Annotated in this window: 14 protein-coding genes and 1 tRNA gene; 6 read left to right on the top strand and 9 right to left on the bottom strand. The window is 54.1% G+C overall.

Annotation, left to right across the window (positions count from 1 at the left end):
• Window positions 1–173: 173 nt before the first annotated feature.
• A complete protein-coding gene (locus ACFPM8_RS13940) occupies window positions 174–458 on the top strand; it encodes a hypothetical protein (protein WP_378998166.1) in 285 nt (94 codons plus the stop codon).
• Window positions 459–553: 95 nt separating this feature from the next.
• On the opposite strand, the gene ACFPM8_RS13935 is transcribed toward ACFPM8_RS13940, so the two are convergent.
• The 3 genes from ACFPM8_RS13935 to ACFPM8_RS13925 all read right to left on the bottom strand — a co-directional run bounded on the left by ACFPM8_RS13935 (window position 554) and on the right by ACFPM8_RS13925 (window position 2,292).
• Window positions 554–799: a hypothetical protein gene (locus ACFPM8_RS13935; RefSeq protein WP_378998165.1), complete on the bottom strand. Its 246-nt coding sequence runs from the start codon at window positions 797–799 to the stop codon at window positions 554–556.
• An 80-nt stretch (window positions 800–879) separates the two neighbouring features.
• Window positions 880–1,719 (bottom strand): hypothetical protein, encoded by an 840-nt coding sequence (locus tag ACFPM8_RS13930; RefSeq protein ID WP_378998164.1) that lies wholly within the window; start codon window positions 1,717–1,719, stop codon window positions 880–882.
• Between the two features lie 138 nt (window positions 1,720–1,857).
• Window positions 1,858–2,292, bottom strand: a complete 435-nt coding sequence (locus ACFPM8_RS13925; protein WP_378998163.1) for a winged helix-turn-helix transcriptional regulator — start codon at window positions 2,290–2,292, stop codon at window positions 1,858–1,860.
• An 87-nt stretch (window positions 2,293–2,379) separates the two neighbouring features.
• Here ACFPM8_RS13925 and ACFPM8_RS13920 point away from each other — a divergent pair, with 87 nt between their 5' ends.
• On the top strand, window positions 2,380–2,877 hold the full coding sequence (locus ACFPM8_RS13920) for a nuclear transport factor 2 family protein (RefSeq protein WP_378998162.1): 498 nt from the start codon (window positions 2,380–2,382) through the stop codon (window positions 2,875–2,877).
• 267 nt (window positions 2,878–3,144) lie between these two features.
• Window positions 3,145–3,219, top strand: a tRNA-Arg gene (locus ACFPM8_RS13915).
• A 21-nt stretch (window positions 3,220–3,240) separates the two neighbouring features.
• Here the strand turns inward: ACFPM8_RS13915 and ACFPM8_RS13910 are convergent.
• The 4 genes from ACFPM8_RS13910 to ACFPM8_RS13895 all read right to left on the bottom strand — a co-directional run bounded on the left by ACFPM8_RS13910 (window position 3,241) and on the right by ACFPM8_RS13895 (window position 6,803).
• Window positions 3,241–4,686, bottom strand: coding sequence for a sensor domain-containing diguanylate cyclase (locus ACFPM8_RS13910; RefSeq protein ID WP_378998161.1), 1,446 nt, complete (start codon window positions 4,684–4,686; stop codon window positions 3,241–3,243).
• A gap of 193 nt (window positions 4,687–4,879) precedes the next feature.
• Complete coding sequence (locus tag ACFPM8_RS13905; RefSeq protein WP_378998160.1) at window positions 4,880–5,260, bottom strand: SPW repeat protein; 381 nt, start codon at window positions 5,258–5,260, stop codon at window positions 4,880–4,882.
• Window positions 5,261–5,347: 87 nt separating this feature from the next.
• Window positions 5,348–5,548: a DUF3460 family protein gene (locus ACFPM8_RS13900; RefSeq protein WP_378998159.1), complete on the bottom strand. Its 201-nt coding sequence runs from the start codon at window positions 5,546–5,548 to the stop codon at window positions 5,348–5,350.
• Between the two features lie 100 nt (window positions 5,549–5,648).
• Window positions 5,649–6,803, bottom strand: a complete 1,155-nt coding sequence (locus tag ACFPM8_RS13895) for a D-alanyl-D-alanine carboxypeptidase family protein (protein ID WP_378998158.1) — start codon at window positions 6,801–6,803, stop codon at window positions 5,649–5,651.
• Window positions 6,804–7,138: 335 nt separating this feature from the next.
• On the opposite strand from ACFPM8_RS13895, the gene ACFPM8_RS13890 reads away from it, so the two are divergent.
• Window positions 7,139–7,663, top strand: coding sequence for a hypothetical protein (locus ACFPM8_RS13890; RefSeq protein ID WP_378998157.1), 525 nt, complete (start codon window positions 7,139–7,141; stop codon window positions 7,661–7,663).
• A 463-nt stretch (window positions 7,664–8,126) separates the two neighbouring features.
• Window positions 8,127–8,381 carry a DUF3562 domain-containing protein gene (locus tag ACFPM8_RS13885; protein WP_378998156.1) on the top strand — a complete coding sequence of 85 codons (255 nt, stop codon included), beginning with the start codon at window positions 8,127–8,129 and terminating at the stop codon, window positions 8,379–8,381.
• 69 nt (window positions 8,382–8,450) lie between these two features.
• Here the strand turns inward: ACFPM8_RS13885 and ACFPM8_RS13880 are convergent, their stop codons facing one another.
• Entirely contained in the window at window positions 8,451–9,767 is a 1,317-nt protein-coding gene (locus ACFPM8_RS13880; protein ID WP_378998155.1) for a hypothetical protein, read from the bottom strand.
• Between the two features lie 269 nt (window positions 9,768–10,036).
• Between ACFPM8_RS13880 and ACFPM8_RS13875 the strand changes: the two genes are divergently transcribed.
• Window positions 10,037–11,410 (top strand): hypothetical protein, encoded by a 1,374-nt coding sequence (locus ACFPM8_RS13875; RefSeq protein WP_378998154.1) that lies wholly within the window; start codon window positions 10,037–10,039, stop codon window positions 11,408–11,410.
• Between the two features lie 133 nt (window positions 11,411–11,543).
• On the opposite strand, the gene ACFPM8_RS13870 is transcribed toward ACFPM8_RS13875, so the two are convergent.
• Window positions 11,544–11,996, bottom strand: a complete 453-nt coding sequence (locus tag ACFPM8_RS13870) for a DUF2846 domain-containing protein (RefSeq protein WP_378998153.1) — start codon at window positions 11,994–11,996, stop codon at window positions 11,544–11,546.
• Between the last annotated feature and the right edge of the window lie 314 nt (window positions 11,997–12,310).

Raw genomic sequence — 12,310 nt, 5'->3', positions numbered from 1 at the left:
AAGTGCGCATTGTACCTATAGCGCGGACCAAATCGCTGTTAGTTGCGCAGTTGATGCGCTGATGCCAATTATTCTCGGCTGTTGGGCACTACGCGACATCGACCTGTCAACCGGTTCCAGCCTCGCAACCGTTAATACGCGGTAGTCCAACATTAATAGTGACTGGGGAAAAAATGAAATCAAAGCTTATTATCGTACTGTCATGTGCAATTGCTCTCACAGCTGCATCAGGGATTGCCAGTGCTAAAGGATGCCTGAAAGGCGCAGCGGTAGGCGCCGTTGCCGGACATTACGCGGGTCATCATGCGGTAGTCGGCGCCATTGGCGGCTGCGTCGTTGGCCGCCACATGGCTAACAAGAAAGCTGCGGAGCAGAAAGCACAAGCTGCTGCCGCTCCTGCCTCGACGCCTGCCCCAGCCCCGGTCGAAGCCCCTGCTGCCGCTCCAGCTAATCAATAAGCAGTTCTGCGTATTTTGCGAAGATGATCAAACCTGCGGCCTGATGGTCGCAGGCCTGTGAAGTTCGAGGTGCCCGTCGGATTCGCAGCAAAATCTCACTCTTCAAGCGCAGTAATCACGCCGTCAAGAAAACCGTTCAAGCTCGGATTCCGGGTATTGCCGCGCAGCTCCAGCGCCAATGCGTTCAGGTCGGCCAAGGCCGAGAAAAGTTGCGCCTTGCGCTGCGGCTTGAGCGAGGTGCCTACCTCAAAGCCGATATCGCGGCAAATCAGCGCAAAGTCGGGATGCAGGCTGTCGTTAGGGATCTCGGGCGTAATGACGATGTTCTTGGGGTCGGCCATGCTATCTCCGTAAATAAAGCCGGGAGTGTAGCAAAGTGAAAAGAAATCTCAACACTTTCACCGCGCTTGATGATATCGCCTCAAGCAGATGCCGCGCTACGATTGGCGTCCTCCAAAGCCGCATTCAGCGTAGCGATTTGCTGCTTCAGCGCAGTATTTTCGGCCGTCAGCTCGTCAATTCTCGCGCTTAGCAAGGCAACTTCATTGGCTGCCTCGTTGACCACTTCGCTTTCCTTTGCCGGCGCTGCACTTGGCGCTTCGAGCGGATCGTCGGTGCGGGCCGGCCTGGCCGACGATTTCTTTTCGCGCACCAGTTTCGCCGCCTGCTGCAACTCTTTTTTGCCGCCGGCAACCGCCGCGACTTGTTCGGCGCTGGGCAGCGAAGCAACGGCCGCCGCGGCATTGATCGAGATGGTGCCGGCCCGGACTGCCTCGACCAATTCAGGCGCGGCGGTTTTCTGGATTTTTTCGATCTGGCTGATCGTATTGCTGCTGATGCCGGCGATCTTGGCGATCTCTTCGCGCGTGCCGATCGGAGCCGGCGCCGGCAGCTCCGCCGCAACAACCGGCAGCGCGCTGTCCTGCTGCGCTCTGGTGCGGGCCGCAACCAGGTCTTTCTTGCGCAGCGCCAGCACGCCGCGCTGGAAATCAGACACGCTGCGCCGTGCCAGATGATTATCGATCAACCACAACAGCACATCATCGATAGTCGAGAAATTAGCATTTTGCACGGTCCGGAACTCGATGCCGTGTTTCTGGCAAATTGCATAACGGTTGTGACCGTCGATCAGCACCTCGCCCCACAACACCAGCGCGTCGCGGCAGCCTTCGGCCAGGATGCTGCGCTCAAGTGCTGCATATTCATTGGCGGTCAGCGGGTCGATATAGCTGCGCAGTTCCTCGTTGATAGTGATGTTCATTTCTTCGATGGCATGGTTGACAGGTAGCGCGGACTGCGGGTTCCGGTCGGCAATCTTTGCCTGCCGAAACCACCTCCCGCCACCTTGGGGACACGAATTCTACACCACGCAAATGCGACGGAAAGACCCGTTCCGCGGCTACCAAATTCTGTGGACCACCGATCCGCTTGCGGCCTCTTGCTCGGCGCCGGCGGCATACTCGTCCCGGTTGCGCTCCACTTGTTCGCCGTGCAGCGCAGCCCAGGCGGCCAGCCCCTCCAACAGCGGATGCAAGGAGCTCCCCAAATCAGTCAACCAGTATTCCACCCGCGGCGGAATCGAAGGATAGACCTTGCGGCCGATCACGCCAGCCGCCTCCAGCAAGCGCAGCTGCTTGGCAAGCTCCTTGGGGCTGATGCCGTCAACCGAATGTTTCAAATCACTGTTACGCAAAGGCGATTTGGCATGCAGCGTCAGAACGATAGGCACCGCCCATTTATTCCCGATCAACTCAAGCGTCTCCTGCACCAGACGCCGGCATCGCTTCGATTCCGGCAGGCATGCCACTTTTATAACTTGTCCATTAGTATCCATCTGGTTACTTATTCCCCTTGCGGTGCGTTCTTGTGACAACTGGTGTTCGATTTTAATATTGCCTCCAGTTCATTTTTTGGAGGATATATGAAAAATACCGATCATCTTGCAAACACCCCTGCCGACCTGACATTTAAAGACCACACAGAAATTATTGATGCCCTGTATCGTTTCGGCGCCGGCCAGGATACCGGCGATAAAGCGCTATTCGAATCGGCATTCGCGCCAAATGCAACGCTAGACTTCACCGGCCCGGCCGCACGCTTCGGCGTGGAAATGCCTGTGCTGAAGGGCCGCGACAACATCGTCAACACCATCATGCACGCGGTATCGGGCCTGGCCACCACCCATACCGTCACCAATCCGCGGGTGGCGCTAGAGGGCAGCGGAGCGACCTTGTTTGCATTGGTGGAAGCGCAGCATGTTCCAAAAAACGATCACACCTCTAACCTGCTGCTGAAGAACATTTACACGGTCTCGCTGGTGCGCGAACAAGATAGTGAGCAAGGCAAGTGGCTGGTCCAGGATATGAAAATCGAGAATGTATGGTTCCAGGGCAATCCCGCGGTGCTGTTTCCTGCATAGCGGCTTGATCGCTTCAATTCTCTTTCATAAACATCCAGCTTCCGCCTTTGATCGGAAAGTCTTTGTTATACTCTTGCCGGTTCGCCGGATTTGCGCCCTCCAGCGCCTGCCGATTTGTAGCAAATCGGTAGTAAGGAGGTCGTGATATCGGGCGATCCGGATTGATGCGGGACGATATGAAGGCGCACAAAAGTTTTCTTAAGCGCTTGAATTCATTAGGAATATCGTTGAAAGCAATGACTTATTCTATCCCGTCAAAATCATTCCCTCGCCATAGTTCAATGGATAGAACAAGTGCCTCCTAAGCGCTAGATACAGGTCCGATTCCTGTTGGCGGGACCACCTCCCCTATTTCACACGGTTTCAACCGCTCGCCAGATTCACCAGCTTCGGCTTGTCGTGGAACAGGTTGAATCTGTTCTTGCCAAGCTTCTTGGCGTCGTACATCGCTTCATCGGCTTCCTGTAAAGCGCGGGTCATATCCGTATTGCAAATACTGACCCCGACGCTGGCGCCTAGGCCATCGCCGATCTTGCCGATTTTGTCGACGATGCGTTCGGAAATCTTATTGGCAATCTCCAATACGGCGCCGGCGGGCGTGCTCAGGCATGCGACAAATTCATCGCCGCCGAGACGCCCTACTACATCGGTATCGCGCAACACGGATCGCAGCGCATCAGCCGCGCGAATCAGGACGATATCGCCATGTTCATGGCCGAAACGATCGTTGATCGACTTGAAACCGTCCAAATCGATAAACAAGGTGGCAAAGCCCAAGCCGCCCGCCACACTTGAGGCGCGCAGCAATTCGGCTCTCTCGCCGAACAGATCGCGGCCGGGAAGTTTGGTCAGCGTGTCGAGCCGCGCTTTATCGACCTGCATTTCCAACTGCGCATTGGAACTGGCCAAACGGTCGGCAATCGCCATGCTGGTCACATAGGATTGCTTGATGTCTTGCAGGTAGACCAACATCATGACCGATGAGGAAATCAGCGCATTGATGCGCCCGATATACCAGCCGAGCGACAGCCGGGATGCTCCCATCATCGTAATGGCGTTATCGCACAACAGCGCCACCAGCGTGATGCCGAGCCACACATGCAAAACATTACGGAAGCGACTGGCGCGCCATAGTATGACCAGCGACAGCGTCAACAGCACTTGAAGCGCAGGTGCGATGCCGGTGCTGGTGATCCTGCTGAAATTGCCTTTGACGTCCAGCACCGGAAGCCAGGCATGGAACACGGTGACCAGGACCACCGTCGCCGCAAACGCGATTGCCAGCACGATCCCTGTCTGGCGAATGGCTTGCTGATGATTCACGGCCAGATAGCCGGGCCGTCTAAATTCGCTCCACGCAAAAAGCAGGATGCCGACCGCCGGGCCTGCGTGCCAGAAGAACCACAGCCAGATTGTGGTTTGCCCTCCTCCCAGTAGAGAACCATGTTCGACAAATGCGCCGGGGAAGGACATGAATTGCACGATCAAGATGCCGGCAGTGTACAAACAACCCGCGCTCAGATGCAGCAACGCTTCCGAACGGGTGGCTTTGTAGTGGCCGTACATCAGGTAGGCAGTCACCAGATAGGTGCCGATCACCGCCGTCTGATAGGAGGGAAGAAACGCCGGCACCTTGCCCCATTGCGCTTGCGCAAACGGCAGCAGGAAAACGGTAATCACGCACAGCGTGACGCACATCCAGAGCGCGAACTTGCGCTGGCTGGCGGTGGCCATCCGCGTCGCCGGCGACACCTCGTTCTTGGCGACATCGTTTGGCAGTTTATCGGTCGCGCGGCGGGAGAATTTCATGGCCCATCTCCACATAAAAGAACGCTTGCCAGGCAAGCGTCATATCTTCTACAGCTTATTCTCCGATTTCCGAATAGCAATGGTTTTATCAAGCTCGCCGCGCTCGCTGTATGTCAAATGCGCATAAAAAAACCCGCCGGATTACTCAGCGGGCGAATTATTTGATGCTTTATCTGTTGGCAGCTACGAAATGCTAGTGCGTCACATGATGCTCATGCATCCATTTATCGAAATTCTTGTCGTGCACCATGGCCCAGCCAGCAAAAGCTGCAACCAAAATACCGACGACCACGGCATTCGCGGCCACACTTTTTTCAGAAGCAAAGCCCAGCACCCAAGGCGACACAATCATCCAGATGCCCAATGCCGTATTCAGCGCTTCCTCCCATACCCTGGGGATATAAACGGCAAATGCCGCGAACACCACAATCGCCGCCCCAAGCAGGTGGGCGTTCCAAATCGCGTTGGGCAGGTCGGACGAATACTGCATGACCCAAGGAGAAACAAATAGCCAAGCCCCAAGTAATAAATTGCCCCAATCCTGCCATCGCTTGACGCTCAATTTCATGTCCATATGCATTACCTCCTACTCGATCAATACTCCTTAGATTTTTTTGAAAATGGAATTGTTCCGCTGCCACCAGCACTAACCACGCATTGCTCAGGCGTACACGTAAGCCTTGGGCTTTACCTCGGACGCATTCGCGCGCTCCTGTTCCTCCAGGTCAAGCGGCGGCCGGTCCCACAGCAAGGCGAAACCCTCGCGCTGATGTTCCTCAATCTCGGGATGTTGTTGCTTTAATTCTTCGAGGAATTTGGAAAACTCCGACGCGTAGTGTAGATAGCGTATGTGGTGTTTCATCACAGATCGAGACCGGTTCTCTCAAATTTCATTCTAGTGCGTTTTTTTGACGTCGCCACTAGGTTTCCAGGCCAAATCCCCGAGCATGCCGCGCTAGGAATTACTTCTTAATCCAAAGCCACACCGCATCCACCATCCGCGCAAAAATGTTGGCTTGCTCGACATCCTCCAGCGCCACAATCGGCCTGGTCAGCAGGACCGCACCGTCAACCGCCACCTTCAAGTGCCCCAGCTGGTTGCCGGCAAAAATAGGCGCCAGCAGCGGATCATTCATTTCAAGCACCGGCTTGAGTTTCTTGACATCCCCTTTGGGGAGCGTGACAAAGACATCCTCGGCGAACCCGACTTTGACTTGCTTGCGCAACCCTTTCCACACCGCTGGCGTCGCAATCGCTTGTCCCCGCCCATACAACTTGACGGTGTCGAAATTCTGAAAACCCCAATGCAATAATTTCTGGCTTTCCTGCGTCCGCACGTTGCCGGACGGCGCCCCCAACACCACCGCGATAAGCCGCCGAGTGCTCGTACCGGTGCCGCTGGGCCGGTTGGCCGAAGCAATCAGACTGTAGCCCGATGCCTCCGTGTACCCGGTCTTGATGCCGTCGATATTGGCATCCAGCGATAACAAGCGATTCCGATTCGGTTGCGTGATTTTGTTATAGGTGAAGCTCTTGACCGCATAGATTTTGTAGCACTCCGGATAATCCTCGACCACATGCGTCGCCAAAATAGCCAGATCGCCCGCGGTCGAATAATTGTCCGCGCTTGGCAGCCCATGCGAATTGGCAAAGCGGGTGTTTTTCAAGCCCATGATGTCCGCCATGCCGTTCATCTCGGCCACAAAGGCTTCTTCGGTGCCTGACACCGCCTCGGCGATAGCCACCGCGGCGTCGTTGCCGGACTGCACGATCAAGCCGTATAACAAGTCCTGCACGCTGACCGGTTTGCCAGGTTCGATAAACATCTTCGAACCGTCGCGATCGACTTTCCAGGCCCGGGTCGAAACGTTGACCATTTGCGCCATATCAATTTTTTTGGCATCGATGGCGGCGCATGCAAGATAGCCTGTCATCAACTTCACCAGCGACGCAGGCTCGACCCGCAGCTCAGGTTCATGCGAAGCAATCACATGCTCACTGGTTACGTCCAATAAAAGCCAGGATTTGGCGGCGACAGCGGGCGCTGCCGGACTCTCCGCCCAAGCCATCGAGAACACAAAATAATTCAGGGCCAGGACCGCTGGAATTCTTTTCATTAGTGCCTCCGGATCTGCCGATTCAGGGTGCCTCAAGTCGGATGTTGCGCTCAAGGCAAGGAAGGTTCATTTCTTTCGGTGCTGAAATAGTGCCCGAAAACTGCAGTCCATGAAACTTTCGCTGCTCTTTTTCAATTCCCCCAAAGCCCAGGCGTTAACGACCAAAAGAAACAAAAAACATGACCGTCTGCGGAAAATATTTTTCAACCAGTCATTCGGAACAAATCGTGTCGGGGGATAATGTGCAAAAAACCTGATTTGTAAGCAGGGGAATCACGACACGGGGGACGCGTAGCGTGATCGGAATCAACCATCATTACTGGAAATAGCATATTTTGAACACGACACGAAACAAACGTTGGAACGGCAAGATCGAGACCCTCAAACCAGACTACCTGAACGACGTCATGGGAAAAATGGTGGCCTACGGCGATCGCGTGCAATTCGGCCTGACCGGCCCCGGACAGCGCCCGAATTACCAAGTAATCAACACTGCCGGCAAAAAAATGGCGTTCGACAGCAACAGTCATCTGCTGCAGCCTAAAGAAGATGAATTCGTCGGCAGCAACGCCACCGGCATATTCACGCTCGATCAAGTCAAGCTCGCCATCGCAGGCGGCGGCAAGACCAGCACCACCACCCGCACCAGCCGCGTCGGCAGCGGCAGCACCCGCAGCAGCACCGCAACGATCAAAGCCAAGGACCTGGTCGACACCGCCAAGTACGAATACTTCAAAAACAACCGTCAGACACTGCCGGCCAGCATCGGCGAATATTCGGACGAAATCACCGATCTGATGAAAAAGGGCATGTCGGCCGAAGACGCTTTTGGCGACGTGATCAAGCGGTATTTTGAATAAGTAGGCGCGCCCTGCCGGACGCACTCCTCAAAAGAAAAAAGCGGCTCATGCAGAGCCGCTTTTTTTTTTCATGCTGCAACCATCAAGCAGATGACTTGACAACTACAACCCGCACTTCTCAAAACAATCTCAATTCCATATCTTTACGCGATGCCATTGACACGAATTCATCGATGTCTAAACTGATCACGAAGCTCTGACATCAAGCTGAGCTTCGTGATCGCTTCGCGGCTTATTCCCAGTACCTCACAATTGCGCTCAAGGAGACTTGCTATCTAGTGGTGTGTGCGTAAGAACCACGGATTTACGCGTCTCGTTTCCCTCGCACAAAACAAAAACCCAATCTGGCATTCGTTCAACGATGCGTTCAAGCGCTGGCACTACTTTTTGCACGGAAACGTTATGGTCGGTACGCGAACGCTGCGATCAACGTGCAGAGGCAAATTTCCGCAGGGGATATTGAATGCTGAACAAGGCGTTGTATACCGACAGCCAAGATCATTTGAGGCATCTCCACTACATTAAATTACTTGCCGAGGAGCTCAAACGGCCGGTACAAGAAATTACGCCTGTGTATGAAGAGATTCTGATGCTGCTAAAAGAGCAGGCCCAGATTCACGATTATCTGGCGATCTTTGTATCAAGGAGGGTGAGGTTAACTTTCCACAAAATATCTCAGGCTCGATCCGCCGGTCAGGATTGGCGTCAGTTGATCTAGTGTCCCGAGTGATGCGCACGCGCAGACCAACATCAAATTTCGGAGTTGGCCTGCCAAGTCAGATTGACCTTATCGCGCTTTTTTTACATAGCGTTGGTTTTTCGCCCACAAGAAGCGTGAAAACTGGTCGATCTTGCCAGTGGCCTTACCGACGGTGAGATCCGCTCCCACCATGTTTTGATACTGGTCCGGCAAAAATTCCGCCAGGAAGAAATAGCCGCCTCTGACGTAGTTGGTTGGCGCGCTGTTGCCGGTGCCGTCGCCGCCGTTCATACGGCCTGCATAGTCATGCGGGCCACGCGTCACCACGTCGACATAGGTGTTGGCGAACTTGGTCATTTCTGCGCTGGACACACCATAGCCGCCAGCCATATAGGCGCGATAGAAGCCGACCATATCGAGACTGCCGTGGTTATTGTCTTCGCCCGTCCGGTTGGGCAATGCGTAGCCCCAATCGTAGACTTCGTGGCCTTTTTTACTGACGTAAGGCGTCACGCCGGAAGCAAAGAAAGAGGAGAAATTGGCGCTAATGATGGCGTTGTACTTTGCCGCGCGGGCCGGATCATCGCCGAGAATTTCGTGAGACGCCGCGAGATTTTGCAACGCGTAGTTGAACATCATCTGCTGGTTCCATGGCACCGGCTCGCCGGATTTATACGGCGATGCGACGGAAAAATAATAGAGATTATTTTTCGACAAATTCAGCAAGGATTTGAAAATGTGATGATCGATGCTGTAATCCGCTTGCTCCACATATTTCTTGGCGCGACTAAAATAATCCGCGCCAAAGTTATTGGGATCGCCGCCGCCGACTTTCAGATGCCAGATCGAGGGCGTGCTCAGAATCAGCCGGGCGCAATAACCAAGATGTCCGACCGGATCGCCCTGCTCGCCGCCGGTCCCGATCGGCGTGACCGAAAGATCGTTGGGCCAGACCGGATCGACGTTACCGGTCCATATTTGATGTTGGCCGACCGGTGCTGCGGCCAGGTCGTTGCGCTCGGACAGCACGCTGTCGCAAAAGACGATCATCTTGTCCAGGATAGCCCGGTCGCCGGTGATTTCGTAGACCAGGCCCATTGCCTTGGTCTGTTCGCCGCTTGCCCCCTGCGCCCACTGATTGCCGATATTGTCGGTCGCCGGCACCAGGGTCTGGATATACGACTTGAATGAATTTATTTCGTTGGCCGTGACCGGGCCGCTAAAGCTATCGACCACCATGCCGGCACTGGCAACCGGACTTGCCTTGACTTGATTGGCGGCGACCATCGTGGCCGGCACCGCAGCAAGATGGTCGGCAGCGTCCTGGCCTGCGTTGCTTGCGTATCCGGTGATGGGGGAAATGACAGCTAAGGCGATAAGTGCGGGCAGTATGTTTTTGCGCATGAATAGACTCTTCCGAGAAAGACGTGGATCGGGGGTTGGGTAGTACAGAGCTTCAACGCGACCACATGAAAATCGTTGACTATCGGCAAAATACTTACAAATGCTTACCGCCAGACATTTTCAGCCGTACGACTGCCGGTGTTGCTACGTCGTCGCTCCGACCTTGACCGCAGGCTACGGTTTTTTGGAAGTGCCCAGTAGATATCGAGGGAACTAACTTCCCATATTTTTCCACGCATCTATGGCCATCTCGCCTTCCTGGAAAGCTCATGATGCGTATCAATCTCCCTTCCTTTTTCAAAACGTCCACTTCTCCGGTGCCCGGGAATGACGGCCCCGGTTTATCAGGAACGTCCGGCAATCGTTCATCGGCGTCCGCGCCCGTCCGATCCGAGACGGCCCCTCCCAACTCCGACATACGGCAGACGACCGGCAAGATGAACTTGGCTCAGGCAAAAGTGCTGGCCGATCTGATGCGCACTTCGCTAGGCGCGCCGATGGCGGGAGGCGTCTTGCAGAGGGAGATAGCCACCGAAAATTTTGGCGCAGTCAACGTCTCGGATGTCATGAATCAATACGCCAGGGATATCGGCAGCAAACTCAGCCCACGCGAAGTTGAAACGTACATCAACATGGGGGAGCGTCTGGTTCATGCGATTGGCAATAAGGAGCCTGGAGCAGGCAAGGAACTGACGGTAAAAGGCGGGGATGGAAGAGCGTTTAACGTCAGCTCCAATCTGGAGACGACCCGTGCAATCTCCTGGTATTTGCAGGCAAAGGCCGTCATGGACAATGCGTCGCCCGACAGAGACCCAGTGGTACTCGGCAAAGGGTCAATGCTCATGAAAGATGAAGGTAGCAAGTTGTTTGATTTTCTTAACGGGTCTTCCAATGCCTACGGCAGACTCTCAACCCACTTTAACGAACGCAGCAATTCGATGCCGGCCAATTTATCCAATACCGGACTGGCGGGCGGCGTCGCTGGCATGCTCAAGCCTGGTGCAGCCCAAAAGGGTATTGAAGATTTTTCAAATCGGATGCCATCAGGCAAAGGAACCGTGATTTTCGACAAATTGAAAGAAAAAGACGGTGTACCGCAGCTCTTTTTAAAATGGGAGTCAGTCGGTATGCCATCCGTATTTTCCAAGACGGTTCACGCGGACAAAGAAGACGGACTGAAGAAGGCCCTCCAGCGTCATATCGGGGCAGTCGGAAGGTGCGTAACGCACAGCGCCAATTTTCTCCATACGATAACGGGCACGAAGAAAGACGTTGATTGGGGAGTTCGCCGGGAGGACGTGCACAAGGGCGCATCCGAGCATTTATACAAGGATTTTAAAAACATCGTCGCCAAGGTAGGCAAAGACAAAAATTTGATCAAGACAATGCAGGCCGAGGGCAAGGAAAAAGGGCTTGATTTTATGACGGACGAGTTGGAAAAGATGCGCACAGACATGGCGAATTCCCCCGGTCACGAACAAACTAAAACGAAGATCGACGACCTGTTGGGAAAAATCAACAAATTCCACGATGAGATGGGAGAAAACTTAGGTCTAGACAGAAAAGGTTCGGAAGTGCACGTCAGCCTGAATACTGCTTATCTCACGTCACCGGCATCCCAGCCCAGCGTATCAAAGACTTGAAGTGCAAGACCAACGTCCTTAGCAGTAGGCCATCCCCACGATCAAGTAAGCACGCCCTGCCGGACGTACCACTCGAAAGAAAAAAGCGGCTCGCGCAGAGCCGCTTCACTTCATGCATCAACAATCAGTCAAATTACTTCGCAATCGCTGTCTCGCCGGTAAAACTAAGCGAAGGCAATTCTTTGCCAGCCAGCTCGGGCGTTTCCAAAGTTGGATTGACCCGACCCACGAGCGCGCCAAACGATACAGAAGTCCGCACATACTTGGTTTCACCCGCCTCCAGAGAAAAGCTCAAGGTCTTTTCCGTTTCGGTCGAACTGGCTGCGCGATATTGACCGGCTGGACGATCGACAAAGAAGAATCCGCCAGGCTGGGATTTACCGACGACTTCATCGTTCAAGCGGATTTCAGGTTGAATCGCCGCGCCCATCATGGATGAAGAACGGAAGAAATAAATACGTCCCTGATCCGCTTTAAGGGTTGGAATGGCCGATGCCATTTCCGAATACTTTACGCCGCTGGCACAACCGGTCAGTAGGGCCGCCAGCACGGCAACGGCAAATAATGGACGGAATTTTTTAATCATTTAAAACATTTCCTTTAGTGAGAGCTACGCGGTTTGATAAAGCAGAATAATTTGACTCGCCCGGCATCGAGGTGCTCGCTTGCAGCAGCGGCTGACTTCAAGCGAAAGTGGTTGATAGAGGGTGATGGATGGCATGCGGCGGGTTCATATAATTGATGATTGAAAATTATATGAATGACAAGCGTTGGCGGCAATAAGGTTTTGCCCTAAAGATTCTGAACTTGGGGACAGGCGATTGATAGACCGGGATGAACGGTAAAGCCCGACCTTGGGTTGGCACTGAGACATCACCTCCTGCTTCCGAAGCTCGATGC

Origin of the sequence: Paraherbaspirillum soli, from assembly GCF_042654985.1 — a bacterium.
Taxonomy (GTDB): Bacteria; Pseudomonadota; Gammaproteobacteria; order Burkholderiales; family Burkholderiaceae_D; genus Paraherbaspirillum; species Paraherbaspirillum soli.
This window is presented reverse-complemented; position numbering and strand designations above follow the sequence as displayed.